This window comes from Paenarthrobacter sp. OM7, from assembly GCF_029873575.1.
In the GTDB taxonomy this organism is placed as follows: Bacteria; Actinomycetota; Actinomycetes; order Actinomycetales; family Micrococcaceae; genus Arthrobacter.
The window spans coordinates 771,235-787,769 of sequence record NZ_CP123579.1; the positions used below are offsets into that span (position 1 = coordinate 771,235).

Here is a 16,535-nt window from a genome sequence, read left to right on the forward strand (position 1 = left end):
GAATGAGTACCTCTACGCTGTCCCGGCCGAGGCCGGAGAGTCTGCGCAAACCCGGGAGCCGCACCCGCAGCAACCTGAGCGGCTGGGGATTTGCCGCCCCGTTCCTGGTGTTCTTCCTCGTTTTCCTCGTCTGGCCCATCCTCTACGGCTTCTACATGAGCCTCACGGGCAAGTCCCTCACCGGGGCCAACGACAGCCTGATCGGTTTCGCCAACTACGCCGAGGCCTTGGCCGACGCAGACATGTGGCGGTCCTTGGGCAACACCCTCTACTTCACGGTGATCAGCACCGTGCCCCTGGTCCTCGTAGCCCTGGTCATGGCAGCCCTGCTCAACGTGGGACTCCCGGCCCAATGGCTGTGGCGGCTCTCCTACTTTGCGCCCTACCTGCTGGCTTCCACTGTGGTTTCGCTGTTCTTCACCTGGATGTACAACCCGCAGCTTGGCCTGATCAACGAGTTCCTCACCGGCATCGGCCTCCCTCGGGTTGCCTGGCTCAACGACCCCAACGTGGCCATGTGGGCAATTGTCATCGCCACCCTCTGGTGGACCGTGGGCTTCAACTTCCTGCTCTACCTGGCCGCCATGCAAAACATCCCGGCCCAGCACTACGAGGCAGCTTCCTTGGACGGCGCCGGAGCCTGGCGCCAGTTCTTCTCCATCACGCTGCCGCAGCTCACCCCCACCACCGTGATGATTGTGCTCCTCCAGATCCTGGCGTCACTGAAGATCTTCGACCAGGTCTATCAAATGACCGCAGGCGGCCCGGCAGGGTCCACCCGCCCCGTGGTGCAGTACATCTTTGAAACCGGATTCACCGGCTACCGGCTGGGCTACTCTGCAGCCATCTCCTACATCTTTTTCGGACTGATCGTGGTTGTTTCCGTCATGCAGTTCGTCATCACCCGCCGCAGGAGTGCATAACCAATGGCAACCCCTACCCTGACACGTCCCGCACCCAGCACCACCACCAACAGCCCGGAGATCCGCCAACCCCGCAAGAAGCTGACGGTGGGCAGGATCGCGGCCGTCGTGGTCGCCGCTATTATTGCCGTTCTGTGGCTGATCCCGTTCGCATGGGCCACGGCGACCGCTTTCAAGACCGAGACGGATGCCGCCGCTCCGGACGTCACCTGGCTGCCGCCGTCGGGATTCACTCCTGAAGCGTTCGTCAAGGTGTTCCAGGACGGCAACATCCCGCTCTGGACCTGGAATTCGCTCTACACCTCGGCTGCCATCACGGCCATCACCCTGGTCATCTCGGCACTGGTGGCCTACGCGCTCTCGAGGATCGACTTCAAGGGCAAAAAGGTGCTGATGACCGTGATCATCGCGTCCATCATCATTCCGCCACCCGTGCTGATCATCCCGTTGTTCTACCAGATGCTGGCGCTGAACCTGATCGATACCTCGTGGGCCATCATCCTGCCGCAGGTCATCCACCCCGCCATGGTGTTCGTGCTGAAGAAGTTCTTCGACCAGATCCCGCGCGAGCTCGAGGAAGCGGCTGTGATGGATGGCGCCAGCCGCTTGCGGATCTTTACACAAATCATCCTGCCGTTGTCCCGGCCCATCCTGGCCGCCGTCGCGATCTTCGTGTTCATCGGCGCGTGGAACAACTTCCTGTGGCCGTTCATCGCCACCAACGACGGCAACCTGCTGACCCTTCCGGTCGGCTTGCAAACCATCAAGAGCGCCTACGGCATCCAGTACGCGCAGAACATGGCGTCCGCGCTGCTGGCCGCGCTGCCGCTGATTGTGGTCTTCCTCTTCTTCCAGCGCCAAATCATCAAGGGCGTTGCGACGACGGGACTCGCCGGAACCTGACCCGGCACCTTTTTGACAACCAAAGATTCAGCATCACAACCAAGGAGATACATGTCCCGCGCACGCATCACCCTCGATCGCGACTTCACCATTGGCGAGGTACCCCGACGACTCTTCGGCTCCTTCGTGGAGCACATGGGCCGCTGTGTCTACACCGGCATCTACGAGCCCGGACACCCCGAGGCGGACGAGAACGGCTTCCGCCAGGACGTCATGAAACTCGTCAAGGAACTGGGCGCCACCGTCATCCGGTACCCCGGCGGCAACTTCGTTTCGGGCTACAACTGGGAAGACGGCATCGGCCCCCGCGAAAACAGGCCGCGCAGGCTTGACGGTGCCTGGCACACCGTAGAGACCAACGCGTTTGGCCTGCACGAGTTTGTGGACTGGTCCAAGCAGGCCGGCACGGAAATCATGGAAGCCATCAACCTGGGCACCAGGGGAGTGGACGCAGCCCGCGAGATTGTGGAGTACGCCAACCACCCCGGCGGCACGTACCTGTCCGACCTCCGCGCCAAGAACGGCCACAAGGACCCGTTCAACATCAAGCTCTGGTGCCTCGGCAACGAGTTGGACGGGCCTTGGCAGATTGGCCACAAGACCGCCGACGAGTATGGCCGGCTGGCACAGGAAGCCGCCAAAGCCATGCGGTTCGTGGATCCCTCGCTTGAGTTGGTGGCCTGCGGCAGTTCCAGTTCCAGCATGCCCACCTTCGGCGCGTGGGAGCAGACGGTCCTGACCCACACCTATGACGAAGTGGATTACGTTTCCCTCCACGCCTACTACCAGGAACATGAAGGTGACGTGGGCAGCTTCCTGGCCTCCGCCGTCGATACTGACTACTTCATTGAGTCAGTGGTGGCCACCGCGGACGCTGTGCGTGCCAAGGGCAAGCACAAGAAGCACATCAATCTGTCCTTCGATGAGTGGAACGTTTGGTACCAGCGCGGACTGGACACCGAGGACCAGCCGCACAACGTGGCCAAGGCAGGCTGGCGTGAGCACCCCCGGGTGATCGAGGACAAATACAACGTGACCGACGCCGTGGTGGTGGGCACGCTGCTCAACTCGCTCCTCCGCCACGGTGACCGCGTGAAAATCGCCAATCAGGCGCAGTTGGTCAACGTGATCGCGCCGATCCTTTCGGAAGAGAACGGGCCAGCGTGGAAGCAGACCATCTTCCACCCGTTCGCCCGCATGGCCGAGCTCGCCAAGGGCCAGATTCTGCGGCTCTCGGTGGACTCGGATAAGTACTCGAACAACCGTTTCGGCGACACGGACCTGGTGGATGTCAGCGCTACGTGGAACGAGGAAACGGGGCGCGTGGCACTGTTCTTCGCCAACCGCGGCTTGGAAGAAGCGGCCGACGTCGAGGTCGCCCTGCGCGGTTTCGACGCCCGCCAGGTGCTCCGCGCCGAGGTTCTGGAGATCCCGGAGGGTGGCGACCGCTTCACCATCAACAGCCAGGAGCAGCCGGGCCGTGTTGGCCTGACGGCACTGGAGGGCGTGAAGGCGACTGGTTCCGAGCTCCGCCTGACGCTGCCCGCACTGTCCTGGGCCGTCGTCGAGCTTGACGTGGTGAAAGGCTAGCCGCTGACCCAACTGAGTAACAGCAAACGTCGCAATGAGCACTCATAGCGACGTTTGCTGTTACCTACTTGGGCTAAGGTACGACGGCGGTTGGCTGGCTAGATCGCGCAGCCGTCGGGCCCGCAGGCCTCGGCGTCCGAGGCGCCCACCGGGATCAGGGGATTGGCTTCCTGCCAGGCCTGGTTCAGTGCCTCGCTGAAAAGTTCGGCGGGCTGGGCGCCGGAGATGCCGTACTTGCGGTCGATGACGAAGAACGGGACGCCGGTGACGCCTATGGCGCGGGCCTCATTGATGTCCTGGTTGACCTCTTCGGCAAACTTGTCGGAAGTGAAGAGCTCTGCCACTTCATCGGACGGCAGCCCGAGCGTCGCGCCGAGTTCCGTGAGGTACTCCTGGTTGCCGATGTCCTTGCCGTGCTCAAAGTGGTCGCTGAGCAACTGCTCCTTGGCTGCGTCCTGGCGGCCATGGGAGGCGGCAAGGTGGATCAGGCGGTGGGCGGTGAAGCTGTTGGCCACCACCACCTTGTCGAAGTGATAGTCCAAGCCTTCGCCCTTGGCAGTCTCGGTGACGTGGGCGAACATCTGCTTTACCTGCTCAGGAGCCATACCCTTGCGCTTGCTCAGGTAGTCCAATTCGGTGCCGTCGTAGTGCTCGGGTACGGAGGGGTCCAGCTGGTAGCTCTTCCACTCGATGTCCACCGAATCGCGGTGCGGGAACTGTGCCAGCGCGGTCTCGAAACGGCGCTTGCCGATGTAGCACCACGGGCACGCGACGTCTGACCAGATCTCAATCTTCATGCTCTGGACAACCCGTCGGGCCGGCGGGGCATTCCTCACACGGCTGTTATTTTGCTCACCCGTTGCCGTCCGGTCCGAGGCCCCATACTCTTGGAATGGGTTATGAAGCCAGCCCTTGGACTGGGGGTTTTGCGCGGAGGCTCCAGCATGCGCATCGGACTCATCGTTGGCCCGTGGTTTACAGTGCCACCGGAAAAATATGGTGGAACAGAGCGTGTAGTCGATGCCCTGGCGCGGGCGTTGGCGGACGCGGGACACGATGTCCTGCTGGCAACCGCCTCGGACAGCACCTGCCCGGTGCCCCAAATACCCGGCTTTGGCCCCTCAGCCCCGGAGGAACTGGGACAGACCGCCAGCGAACTTGGGCACGTCATCAGGGCCTATGCACAGATGCAGGACATGGACGTCATCCACGATCACACTCTTGCTGGACCCCTCTACGCGCATCGGCCAGCTGTCCCCGTAGTCACCACCATCCACGGGCCGTTGTCGCCCATCTACTCGCCCCTTTACCGTGCCATGGCACAAGATACCGCCATCATCGCGATCTCCCACGATCAATGCAGCAGGACCCGGGATGTACCGGTCACAGCCGTGATCCACCACGGAATCGATCTGTCGGCGGTGAGCATAGGGCGTGGAGCCGGAGGGTATGCCTGTTTTGTAGGCCGCATGTGCCCGGACAAAGGACTCCTGGAAGCCGTGGCCGTTGCCCGGGAAGCCGGCGTCCCCCTGAAGATCGCGGCAAAGATGCATGCCAAGGACGAGCAAGAGTATTTTCGTGACGTGGTGCGGCCGGCCCTGGGAAATCAGGAGGAGTTCCTGGGAGAACTGTCGGACCCGGAAAAATTCGAGCTGATGGGTGATGCTCTCGCCCTGATCAACCCCATCCAGTGGCATGAACCTTTTGGGTTGGTGATGATCGAAGCACTCGCCACGGGTACCCCTGTCCTGGCCACCCCAATGGGTGCCGCCCCGGAGATTGTCCGGCACGGGATCACGGGCTTTGTGGGTTCCCCCAGTGAGTTGGCGGCCTGCGTTGAACGGGTTCCGTTCCTCAGCCGGGATGCCTGCCGACGATCAGTGGAGGAGTCCTTCAGTTCAGCGCGAATGGCTGCGGACCACCTGGACCTTTACGCCAAAGTCATCGAACAATTTTCGGCTGGACCTCTTTCCGGAGGGAGTCTATTGCAAGAAAATCAGAGGCAAGCCCTGTAGGGACTGCCCTCACGGAAGACTCCCGAGGAGGCCTGTTGGCCATGACTGCTTGGAACGAAGACACTGAAGCCGGAGCGTCAGAGCTCGGCGCCGTCACCGTCGTCGAAGGTTCGTCCTTCTGTATTTCCTCGCACTCGGGTGACATCCATGGAGGCGGATCCCAGGGTGCCTACTACCAGGACACCAGGATCGTGTCTCGCTGGATCCTGCGGGTCAACGGGGCGCTGAGGGAACCGCTGGTGGCGCGGAATCCCACTGCTTTCCAGGCGGAGTACGTGGGTCGGGCGTGCTCGGCCGACGGCAGGTTCGACAGCCCCTTGGTAGTCCACCATCAACGGCATGTGGGTGCCGGCCTGCGGGATGACATCACTATCAGGAACTACTCGGGACAGGACGCCCCCTGCGGAATTGAACTGCTGCTCGACGCCGACCTGGCGGACCTCTTTGACGTCAAGGGCGGCCGGACCAACAAAGCCGGAGCACCCACCAAGAAGGCTCACAAGAAGGAACTTCACATCGATTCCCTCCACTCCAGCGGCCAACGCCGGGGAGTGGCTTTCCGGGCCTCCGGCGCCAAGGTCTCCGATGAAGGATTGACGTTCCAGATCACCATCCCGGCCCGCAGCCAATGGAGCACCAGCATCATCGCGCTCCCCCTGGTCAATGGGGAGGGGCCCCACGACCCCTTTACCGAGACCACACCTTTGCACCACACCCCCAGCGTCCGGCGCCACGCTGCCTGGGAAGAGCACGTACCCCGGATCGCTGTGACTGATGCCAACGTGGAGGAAGTCCTGGAGCGTAGCCAACGCGATCTGGGCTCGCTGCGGATCTTCGACCCCGCCCATCCAGGACGCGCCGCCGTGGCCGCCGGAGCACCGTGGTTTATGGCGTTGTTCGGACGCGACTCGCTCCTGGCCTCTTATATGTCGCTCATGGTGGATCCCAACCTTGCAGCGGGAACCTTGCAGACCCTGGCAGGGCTCCAAGGCAGCACAGTGGATGTGGACTCCGAGGAGGAACCCGGACGCATCCCACACGAGGTCAGGCTCGGTGTCACTGCCGGACTCTCGCTGGGCGGAACAGCCTACTACGGAACGGCCGACGCGACACCCCTGTTCGTCTCCACGCTCGGTGAGCTCAGCAGGTGGGGCCTTGGGGCGGACATCATCGAATCCCTCCTCCCGCACGCCGACCGTGCCATCGAATGGATGGAGCAGTACGGGGACCGCGACGGCGACGGCTTCATCGAATACCAGCGGCCCAACGAGCACGGGCTGGTGAACCAGGGCTGGAAGGACTCCTGGGACGGCATCAACTTTGCGGACGGCCGCATGGCGGAGACGCCCATCGCGCTCTGCGAAGTGCAGGCCTACGCCTACGCGGCCTATGTGGGGCGGTCGCTGTTGGCGCGGGCGGCGGGCGATACCGCCGTCGAACGCCGGTGCGCGGACCGCGCCGAAGCGCTGAAAGCCGCCTTCAACGAGGCCTTCTGGCTACCGGACCGCGGCTACTTTGCGCTGGCGCTGGACAAAGACAAGAAGCCCGTGGACTCCTGTACCTCGAACATGGGGCACTGCCTGTGGGTGGGCATTGTGGACGAGGACAAGGCGCCGCTGGTGGCCGAGCGGCTGATGTCGCCGGAGATGTTCACGGGATGGGGCATCCGGACGTTGGGTTCGGACATGGGCGCGTACAACCCCGTCAGCTACCACAACGGCTCCGTCTGGCCGCACGACACCGCGCTGGTCGCCACCGGCCTCATGCGGTACGGCTTCGTGAAGGAAGCCAGCCGGATTGCGAGCGGATTGTTCGACGCCGCCGAGCACTTTGGTGGTCGACTTCCTGAGTTGTTCTGCGGCTTTGACCGCAGCGACTTTGCGGAGCCGGTTCCGTATCCGACGGCGTGTTCCCCGCAAGCGTGGGCAGCTGCGGCGCCCGTCCAACTGGCCCGGATCCTGCTGCGCTTCGATCCGGACTTCACCCGGGACGTGTTGCACCTGGCGCCGATACTGCCCGACGCTTATGGGTCGTTCCGCGCGGACAACGTGCTGCTGGGGCGCTCGCGGATCACGGTGCAAGCCTCTGGTTCGTCCGGGACCGTGACCGGGCTACCGGCCGGGCTCGAACTGCGTTCCGATCCCCGGCCGCCTCTGGCAGGGGACTTGTTCGGCTAGCGTCCTAGAGTTCGTGCTCCATGACGAAGTCGTGTTCCACCGCGGTCCCGAGTGTGAAGGACTTGGTGCCGACGCGCTGGAACCCGCTCTTCTCGTAGAAACGGATGGCTTTGGCATTCTCGCTGTTGACACCCAGCCACACCCCTGATGCGCCCTTATCCGCCGCATCGGCCAGGGAAGCTTTGATGAGTTGTGATGCGGCGCCCTTGCCGTGGTGGTCGGGGTGGACGTAGCACTTGCTCAGCTCCGTGGAGGGGAGGGCGGACAGCACAGAGGCGACGTCAGGGTCGGTGGCCGGCTTGGCGATGAGCATGGTGTACCCCAGGAGCTGCCCGTCGTCGTCGAGCACCATGATGGTGATGTTGGCGTCGGCGAGGTAATCCTCGAAGTTGGCCTCGCTGAGCGTCTTTTCGAGGTGGGCTTGGATATCAGCCGGTGACGACCCCGGCGGGCACGCCAGCGGGAAGGTGGCGGCCGCAAGCTCAGCCAGCTTCCCGGCGTCGTGCGTTGTTGCGGTGCGGATGGTTTCAGTCACGTGGCCCCCTTGGAAGTTTCTTGGACAGCTAATGCCCCTAAGAACGAATCTTAAGGGCATTAGCTGTACGAAAACCCCTAACCCACAGTGGGGGTGGAGCGGATGGCGTTGGTTGCCCTGTCCGCAAGTACTTGCGGTTCACTGCCCGAATCGAGGATGGTGTTGCGTGTTGATTCGGGATCAACCAGGACAGCCGTCACGGCGAGGGCATTAGCTGCATCTGTTGTCAGCAGGGCATCTACTTGTGCTTCGAAGCAATCGTCGCTGGCGGTGGCGTGCACGTTCATTGCAACGACGTGGTTGTTGGACACGAAATTCCCTGCCCCTTCGCGCAAACGGATGATGACCGGCGTCGCGCCTTCCGGACGGATGCTCACCGAATCGATGATCTGGGAGAAGTGGTTGCCGATGACGGAGTTGTTGCTGCCGCTGACACTCAGGACTCCGTGCAGGTCATCCAGCCCGTTGTCGATCCCGAGGAAAGGTGTCCAGGGCTCGTGGTCACGGAGGAAATGATTGGTAGCCACGAGGTTTTCCGAGCTGTTCCCGTCCAGGACAACCATGCCGGCGTAGAAGGAATGCAGTCGGTTGTTCGTGACGCTTGAACGGGTTACGCCGTTGAAGTGGACGCTGCTGGCCCCTCTTGGAAAGACGTTGTTGGCGGTGACAAGGAGCCCGCCGTGGTTTTCCGCGTAGATGGAATGACCCTTGAAACCGGCACCGATCAGGTTGTCGGTGATTTTGGACGCCTGTCCCCAGCCACGCAGCTCGATGCAGCTTCCACATTCCGCGATGAAGTTGTTGTGGATGGACAGCGCGTCCGCGTTGTGGATGGTCAGGGCGTGTTCCAGGTAGATAAAGCCCATCTCATTGACGCGGAAGGAATCGTTGGCACTGGAGACATGAATACCGGTCTTGCCATTCACATAGCTGTTTTCCGCGGGCAGGTCCGAGCCGTCCGGAGCGAAATGGAGCCCATCGATGCAGAAGTTGGCAAACTCCACCGAACTGATCCGGGGACGGCCCGCACGCTCAACAAGGAAGGCAGCTCCCTGGGACGGGACAGCGTTGGACGGGTCAGTGCCCTCGCCAGCCGGGAGCAGGTCCACCAGGACGCGGCTCCCGCCCGGCCACAGTTCGTGCAGATCGGGCCATTCGTCTTCGGGGACGTTGAACCGGATGCTTGAGGACGTGAACCCGTGGCCCGAGCCTTGGATCCTGAGGAAGCTGATGTCTATCAAAACCTGAGTGCGCAGGCGGTAGTCACCCGGCGGCAGGTAGATCACCGCTCCAGGCTTTCCGCCGTCGTTCACGGCTGAGGCGTTCTGCCGTTCCTTGATGTCAGCGATGATGCTGTTGATGACCTCGCCGACGTCCTCGACCGGGTTGCCGATGGGCCAGTTGGTCACGTCGTAGTAGTTCTTGCTGGACATGGCTTGAGTTCCCTTGATGTGGTGGGTTGTTTGGGCGTAGTCAGATGGCAGGTTGGTGTTCAACCAAGTCAGCCAGCAGTTCGTCCGACGTCGGTGGGGTGGCGCCTGCGCGCCGCACTGTGATTGCCGCGGCCTTAGTGGCCCTTCGTCCCAACGATTCCAGGGCTTCCTGCGGTAAGCCGACCGCCCCGGTCAGGAGAAGCCCGTAGATCAGGGCGGACATGTACGAGTCTCCGGCGCCAATGGTGTCCACCACGGTGGACTTCAAGGATGGAACCAACAGCCGCGTGCCGGGGGTCGAAAGCATGGATCCATCGGAGCCCTTGGTGACCACAACAAGCCCGGCCCCAAGGTCCAATATGCGCTGTGAAGTGTCTTCGAGCGACCAGCCCGGGTAGAGCCACCGCGCGTCCTCGTCGCTGAGTTTGACCACCTCGATGAGGGGGATGAGGCCCTCGAAAATGGTCTTTGCCTCGGTCTGGCTGCCCAGCAGGGCAGGGCGGACGTTGGGATCGTAGGTGACCACGCATCGCTGATGCACCTGTTCAAGGAGTTCCCGCACGGCGGATGCTCCAGGTTCCAGGAAGGTGGCGATTGATCCGGTGTGCAGGATTTTCGGCACAGTCACGGGGGCAATTGCGGGAAGCTCCCATTGGATGTCGAAGTCGTAGTGGGCTGAACCGTCCGACGCCAGGGTGGCGGTGGCCGTAGCGGTCCGGTCGGGCCTCCCGGCAGTTGTCAGGAGTTCGACGCCGGCGCTCGCCAAATGCCGCTCAATGGCAGCACCGTGGTGGTCGTCTCCGATGGACGTCAACAGGGCGGTTGGCACGTTGAGCCGGCCGAGGCCGTAGGCAACGTTGGCGGGCGATCCTCCCGGGTGCTCAACGGTGCCCCGTGACGAAACGACTATATCGATCAGAGCTTCACCGACAACTACGACGTCGGCGCCCGCGCCTGAGCGGGTTCCGTGTACGTTGTTCATTCCTGCTTCTCCTTAAACGTGTGACGAAACCGTGAGCTTCAGAACCGTTGCCGTACCGCCCTCGGCGGTCAACCAGTTCTCCTGGCTCCTGGCGTCCGGGAAAACGAGGTCGGTCAGGACCACCTTGCCGTCCTGGGCAAAGACTTCCACTGAGCTCTGGTCCACGACGATGAGCAGCTTGAGGATGCCGTCCTCCAATGCAGCGGGCGCTGATTCGGCCGACGCGAACTTTTCGTGGAACGTGGTGTCTCCTGACCGGGTGCGGTCAAGGGTGATGCGGCCGTTGCTTGTTGTGTAGCTCAGGACAGTGCCCTGGCTCCTGTCGGAGCTCGCGAGAAGCCGCAGATCAACGCGCTCAGCGGTTCCCGGCACGATTTCGGCCTCGATCACTTGAGCGGTATCCGGCCTTGCATCCGGCAACCGGAAGGCCGTGGGGCCCAACGTGAAGCTGCCGGTCTTGGCCAGATCTTGTTTCAGATCTCCCAGGATGGGCCGCTGGACCAGCCGGGCGGCGCCACTCGCCGAACTCAGCACGACCTCTCGGGCAAGAGTCATGGAGGACCGCCACGGTGCTGTGGGCAACTGGTTGGCGTAGTCCCAGTTATTCATCCAACCCATGATGACCCGCCGGCCATCCGGGGTGTTGCTGAAGGACACGGAGGCGTAGCAGTCGCGCCCCCAGTCCAGCCACAGGCAGCGCTGCAGGGCCGCAGCGGCCTCATCAGAATCTCCGATTGACGAGATACCGGCAGGAGCCACCACAGAACCGGCGTCCGGAACGAAGCGGACGCCGTCGAACTGTCCCACAAAGTACTGTCCGCCTGAACCGCCCGCCACCGCACCCGGGTTGACGTTGACGATCAGGACCCATTTGATGTTCTGCGGATCCCCGTCCACCGCCAAGGGGAAGAGATCGGGGCATTCCCATTCGCCGGCGTCGGCGTTCGCAGGGCCAAAGTCGCTCAGGATTGCCCAGCGTTTGAGGTCGTCGGAACGGTAGAGAACCACCTTCTGCTGCTGCGCTTCGACGGCGACCATCACCCAATAGGAACCCTCCCCGCCTTGGTAACGGAACACTTTCGGATCGCGGAAGTGCTCGGAATTCCTGGTCACCACAGGGTTCTGAGCGTATTTGCGCCATGTCATTCCGCCATCGGTGCTGTACGCCAGGGACTGGGCCTGCGTTCCGCTGTGCACGGTCCCGGCCTTGAAGGCGCTGGTGTACACAGCCACCAATGCCGGTGACTCGACGGTGCCGAAACCGGAGGTGTTGCCGTGGTCCACCACCACGCTTCCGGAGAAGATGTCCTCTTTCTCATCGCCGGCAATGGCGACAGGATGCTCCGTCCACTGCAGGAGATCCGTGGAGGTGGCGTGGCCCCAGGACATGTTCCCCCAAACGTTGCCGTAAGGGTTGTTCTGGAAGAAGAGGTGATACAAACCGTCGTGGAAAACCAAGCCGTTGGGATCGTTCAGCCAGGTGTCCCTTGCCGTGAAATGGATGGCAGGCCGGAATCGGGGAGTTACGGCCGGGGCTGTTTCCGGGCGTGCGGCATCAAGGCTACTGGACATGTGGTGCGTTCCTTTTGGGACGTTGGAGTGGCTTGTTGGGGTTACCGGGGAGCTGCGACGGAGTCACGGCTGACCAGGGGGCAACCCAGGATGGTTGGGTGGAGCGCCATCAAGGAGAGGTCGTCCTTGCCCTCAATGGCGTCAATGAGGTGTTCAGTGGCCCAGGCACCCATCTCGTAGTGGGGGAGGGCCACAGTGGTGAGGCCGGGGTAGAGGTTGGCGGCGATGAGTTCCTGGTCGTCAAAGCCAACTACTGAAAGGTCTGCCGGGATGCTCAGGCCCAGCTCTGCGGCCGCCCGGTAGGCACCCATGGCCATACGGTCGTTGTAGCAAAACAGGCCTGTGGGCCGGTCTTTCCGTGAGAGGATCCGTTTGGCCGCCTCGTAGCCGCCTTGCACCTCGGAGATCTCGGACTCCACAGGTGCCGCATCGCCGTCGAGCCCTGCTTCGTTCAGCATGGCCCGGAAGGCCTGAAGCCGCTGGCGGGTTGCGGGGACGTCGTCGGTGTTGTTGAGGAAAGCTATCCGGGTGTGGCCGGCTTCGAGGAGTGCCCCAACAGCAGCGCGGGCGCCTCCGTCCTCGTCCGGGACCACAGCCGTGATGTTGCCGCCGATAGCGACGGAGTCCACCAGCACGGATGGGACGCTGCCCAGGTTGTCCGGGAGTTCCACGTTGCGGTGGTACATGGTGGCATAAAGAATTCCGTCCACGCGACGTTCCAGGAGGGCCTGGACGTCGGCTTGCCTCGATTCGAGGCTGGCCGAACCCGGAGTGTTGATGATCATGAGGTTGTAGCCCCGGGCCTTGGCGGCCTCATCAGCGCCCAGAATGATCCGGCCGGCGTGGGGAGTGGTGGCGATTTCCTCGCTCACCAACCCCAGCATGCCGGTCCTCTGCGTGCGAAGGGCCTGGGCCAGGCGGTTGGGGCCATAGCCGAGTTCCTCTGCCGCGGTCTTGACTTTGTCCCTGGTTTCGCTGCTGATCCGGGCGTAGGACACCTCGTTGAGGACATGGGACACCGTGGTGACGGACACGCCGGCGGCGACGGCTACGTCCTTGATACCGATGTTCTTGTTGCTCATCCGACTCCCACGTCCTTATGGTTGGTGATGCCCTTGGGGGCTATCAGTAGGCTACTCGTTGATGGTGGCACTGGCCCTTGAGTACTGGACTTGATGATCAGCCCTTCACAGCGCCCAGCGTCATGCCCGCCACGATTTTGCGCTGCAGCAGCAGCGTCAGCAGGATGACCGGGATCGAGTAGACGGCGGCGAGGGCCGTCATGGATCCCCAGTCCAGGCCGAACTGCGTTTGGAAGTTCGCAATCACCACGGGCGTGGTCTGGGACCGGATGGCTGTCATCAGGAGGGCGAACAGGAACTCGTTCCAAGAAGCCAGGAACGCGAAGATCGCCGTGACCGCGATACCGCCGGACACTACCGGGATCACCACCCGCCACAGGGCTCCAAGCCTGCTGCAACCATCCACGGTTGCGGCTTCTTCCAGATCCCGGGGGACCGACTCGAAGAAGCTGGACATCAGCCAGATGGACAGCGGAAGCGAGATGGTGGTGTGTGCAATGGAAAGGGCTATGGGGGTATCCGCCAAGCCCACCGAGGACATCATGGACGCCAGCGGGATGCCGATTGCTACCGGCGGGACCATGCGGGTGACCAGGGCAGCCATGATGAACACCTGGCCGCTGGGTGTCTTGTAGCGCGTGATGCCATAAGCGGCTGGAACGGCCAGGACCAGTGACAACACAGTGCTGATAACAGCCGTTTGGATGCTGTTGATGAAGGACGCCACGACCCCGCTGCGGCCCAGGGCGTTGGTGTAGTTCTCCAGCGTCCACTCGCGCGGCAGGATGGTGGGCGGAACAGCGATGGTGTCGATCGGCGTCTTGAACGACGTGAACAGCAAGTACAGGAACGGGAAGCCGTACAGCACCATGGCCACCGCCAGCAGGATCCAGAGGATGGTGCGGGTGCTCCGCTTGCCGGCTTCGAGGCCTTCACGGTTGACCCCCCGCCGTTTGCGCATCGGCTGAGGTTCGGAAATGTCCGACGCAGGCGGGCTGGCTTTGGTGGCTAGGCTCGCGTTGCTCATCAGTTGTCCTTTCCAGGCCGCCAGATGGTGGCCACTGCAACGAAGGCAATGGCAAGCATTGCGAGGAGGTAGATGGTGCCCATGGCACTGGCGAGCCCGGGATCGCCGAAGCGGATCATGGTCCGGTAGATCAACAGGCTCATGGTTTCCGAGGCCGACTGCGGTCCGCCGTTGGTCTGGATGAGGATGGTGTCGAAGGCCCTTGCTGCGTCAATGCCGCGAACCACCAGCGCAACTGCGATGACTGGACGCAGCAGCGGAAGGATGATCCGGAAGAGGAGTGCTGGAGCCCGTGCCCCATCAAGGCGGGCGGCCTCGATCAGATCGCCCGGGATGTTCTGGAGGCCCGCGAAGAGCACCAGGCACATGAAGGAGGTGGTGAGCCAGATGTCCGGAATGGCCACTGAGAACAACACGATGTTGGGGTCGGACAGCCAGCCGATCTGGTTGGGATCGGACAGGATGCCGGCTTGGTGGAGGAGTGTGCCGATGAGGCCGAAGTTATCGATCATCAGGAACTTCCACAGCAGGCCTGCCACGATCGGCGCAATCATCAGGGGGTAGAGGAAGACGGTCCGCCAGATTTGGGATTTCTTCCCCAAGGTGGTGAACAGCAGGGCCATGCCCAAGCCGAGTGCGAACTCGAGCGTCACCACCACCAGGGTGTAGGCAAGGGTCCGCCATCCGGCGCTGGTGAAGGCTTCGGAGGTGAACGCGGTGACGTAGTTTTGGAAACCCACAAAGTCACGGGGGCCGCCGGCGATGGGGGAGATCTTGAAGAAGCTGTCAGCCACCAGGCGGAAGAGGGGATAGGCCACGAATACGGCCAGGAACAGTGCCGCGGGCGTCATCAGGTAGAGGGCGAAGCGGCGATCGGAGATACGCACGGTTTTCTTTTCTGCTGGTTGGGACCGCGGCCGGCACTGTCTTTCGCGCTGTGCGCGGGCCGGTGCCGGCCGCGGAGTTTTACTTCAGGAGGTCCTGGACCTGCTTCTTGGCATCGGCCAGGAGCGCCGAGGTGTCTCCCCCGGCCACGGCCTTCTGCAGCAACGGGATCAGGACGGTGTCAACGATCTGCTGCCACTTGGCGGTTGCCGGCCGGGTGGCCGTTGCCGGAGCGTTGAGAGTTTCAATCAGCGGCTTGAAGCTTTCGTAGCCAGGCTGGTCCTGGTATTTCTCAAACGCGCTGATGCGCGAAGCCAGGCCGAGCTTGGAGTCGATGCCCATGCTGTTGTAGTCATAAGCACATTTGACGAACTTCTTGGCGGCTTCCGTGTTCTTGGTTGCCTTGGGAACGGACAGGTACCAAGGGCCCGGAACGCCTGCGACGCCGGCGCTGCCGCCGATCATCGCTGCGGCGCCTACTTTTCCTGCCACGGGAGCATCAGCAGGGATCTGGCGGTAGGCATGGGCCCAGAAGCGGGTCATGGCTGTCTTGCCCTGGTTGAACAGGTTCTGTGCCGCGGCCCAGTCAACCTGTGCGGCACCGGTGGGGGCAGATTTGGCCAGGCTCACATAGAAGTCGAGGGCTTCCTTGTGGGCCGCGTTGTCGATGACCACGTTGTTGTCTTGGTCCAGCACCATGGGGGAGCCGGCCTGGAGCACGTGGGCCAGCCATTCTGTTTCCACGGCGCCCTTCACGTCCGTGCCGTACATGCCGTCCTTGGTGAAGAACTCGGAAATGTCCTGGTACTGCTTCCACGTGGTCGGCGCGGCGAGTTCGTACCCGTACTTTGCCTGGAAATCGGCCTTGTTCTTGGCGTCTTCGAAGAGGTCTTTGCGGTACAGGATGATCTCGGCGTTGGTCCACGCCGGCAAGCCGATGAAGTGGCCATCCACGTTTGCTTCCTTGACGAGCGCGGGGAAAATGTCCTTCTTGACGTCGTCTGTGAACAGCTCATCGATGGTTTGGACGGCGTCCTTGAAGCTCGGCAGCCAGACGGAGTCCAAAGCCGCGACGTCAAAGGACACGTTGCCCGAGGAGAACTCGCTGGACAGGCGGTTGAACATGCCGTCGTAGGGGAGCTCCACAAAGTTCGCTTCGACTCCAGTGTCCTTCTTGCACTGCTCGGCCACACCTGTGAGTTCGGCGTGACCACCGGCTTCGACCAGGACGTTGATGGAGCTGGAGCCGGCGGAGCCGCCGGAGGATGGTGCCGGGCCGCCTGCGCCACAACCGGTGGCAGCGAGTGCGACGGCGGTGCACAGCCCGCCGAGGGTGACGAGCTTGGAGATGGTGTTTCGAGTGGACATCGCTGTCGACTCACTTTCTCTTGAACGGAAATTGCAGAGAGAT

Annotated in this window: 14 protein-coding genes; 5 read left to right on the top strand and 9 right to left on the bottom strand. The window is 62.6% G+C overall.

All coding sequences use genetic code 11. From position 1 onward, the window contains the following. The first annotated feature begins 2 nt into the window (after positions 1-2). The 3 genes from QEH68_RS03690 to QEH68_RS03700 are packed head-to-tail and all read left to right on the top strand — an operon-like array spanning position 3 to position 3,416. The gene (locus tag QEH68_RS03690; protein ID WP_089593642.1) at positions 3-923 is read left to right on the top strand and encodes a sugar ABC transporter permease; all 921 of its coding nucleotides are present in this window, start codon (positions 3-5) and stop codon (positions 921-923) included. A gap of 3 nt (positions 924-926) precedes the next feature. After that, the gene (locus QEH68_RS03695) at positions 927-1,826 is read left to right on the top strand and encodes a carbohydrate ABC transporter permease (protein WP_207596203.1); all 900 of its coding nucleotides are present in this window, start codon (positions 927-929) and stop codon (positions 1,824-1,826) included. 51 nt (positions 1,827-1,877) lie between these two features. Continuing rightward, positions 1,878-3,416 (top strand): alpha-N-arabinofuranosidase, encoded by a 1,539-nt coding sequence (locus QEH68_RS03700; RefSeq protein WP_207596204.1) that lies wholly within the window; start codon positions 1,878-1,880, stop codon positions 3,414-3,416. A 98-nt stretch (positions 3,417-3,514) separates the two neighbouring features. On the opposite strand, the gene QEH68_RS03705 is transcribed toward QEH68_RS03700, so the two are convergent. Beyond that, the gene (locus QEH68_RS03705; protein ID WP_207596205.1) at positions 3,515-4,213 is read right to left on the bottom strand and encodes a DsbA family oxidoreductase; all 699 of its coding nucleotides are present in this window, start codon (positions 4,211-4,213) and stop codon (positions 3,515-3,517) included. Between the two features lie 147 nt (positions 4,214-4,360). Between QEH68_RS03705 and QEH68_RS03710 the strand changes: the two genes are divergently transcribed. Both QEH68_RS03710 and QEH68_RS03715 read left to right on the top strand, forming a co-directional pair. Beyond that, positions 4,361-5,431, top strand: a complete 1,071-nt coding sequence (locus QEH68_RS03710) for a glycosyltransferase family 4 protein (protein ID WP_280627965.1) — start codon at positions 4,361-4,363, stop codon at positions 5,429-5,431. A gap of 41 nt (positions 5,432-5,472) precedes the next feature. Continuing rightward, positions 5,473-7,608, top strand: a complete 2,136-nt coding sequence (locus QEH68_RS03715) for a glycogen debranching N-terminal domain-containing protein (RefSeq protein ID WP_280626576.1) — start codon at positions 5,473-5,475, stop codon at positions 7,606-7,608. Positions 7,609-7,612: 4 nt separating this feature from the next. Here the strand turns inward: QEH68_RS03715 and QEH68_RS03720 are convergent, their stop codons facing one another. From QEH68_RS03720 to QEH68_RS03755, 8 genes are all read right to left on the bottom strand, one after another. Further along, positions 7,613-8,143: a GNAT family N-acetyltransferase gene (locus tag QEH68_RS03720; protein WP_207596208.1), complete on the bottom strand. Its 531-nt coding sequence runs from the start codon at positions 8,141-8,143 to the stop codon at positions 7,613-7,615. 77 nt (positions 8,144-8,220) lie between these two features. Further along, a complete protein-coding gene (locus QEH68_RS03725) occupies positions 8,221-9,576 on the bottom strand; it encodes a NosD domain-containing protein (protein WP_280626579.1) in 1,356 nt (451 codons plus the stop codon). A gap of 40 nt (positions 9,577-9,616) precedes the next feature. Next, positions 9,617-10,558, bottom strand: a complete 942-nt coding sequence (locus QEH68_RS03730; protein WP_280626580.1) for a carbohydrate kinase — start codon at positions 10,556-10,558, stop codon at positions 9,617-9,619. Between the two features lie 12 nt (positions 10,559-10,570). After that, the gene (locus QEH68_RS03735; protein WP_280626582.1) at positions 10,571-12,130 is read right to left on the bottom strand and encodes a glycoside hydrolase family 32 protein; all 1,560 of its coding nucleotides are present in this window, start codon (positions 12,128-12,130) and stop codon (positions 10,571-10,573) included. A 41-nt stretch (positions 12,131-12,171) separates the two neighbouring features. Continuing rightward, positions 12,172-13,212, bottom strand: coding sequence for a LacI family DNA-binding transcriptional regulator (locus QEH68_RS03740; RefSeq protein ID WP_280626584.1), 1,041 nt, complete (start codon positions 13,210-13,212; stop codon positions 12,172-12,174). A 97-nt stretch (positions 13,213-13,309) separates the two neighbouring features. Further along, the gene (locus tag QEH68_RS03745; RefSeq protein ID WP_089597158.1) at positions 13,310-14,173 is read right to left on the bottom strand and encodes a carbohydrate ABC transporter permease; all 864 of its coding nucleotides are present in this window, start codon (positions 14,171-14,173) and stop codon (positions 13,310-13,312) included. Positions 14,174-14,238: 65 nt separating this feature from the next. Next, positions 14,239-15,126: a sugar ABC transporter permease gene (locus QEH68_RS03750; RefSeq protein WP_105692744.1), complete on the bottom strand. Its 888-nt coding sequence runs from the start codon at positions 15,124-15,126 to the stop codon at positions 14,239-14,241. Positions 15,127-15,205: 79 nt separating this feature from the next. Beyond that, complete coding sequence (locus QEH68_RS03755; protein ID WP_280626587.1) at positions 15,206-16,492, bottom strand: sugar ABC transporter substrate-binding protein; 1,287 nt, start codon at positions 16,490-16,492, stop codon at positions 15,206-15,208. Positions 16,493-16,535: the final 43 nt, after the last annotated feature.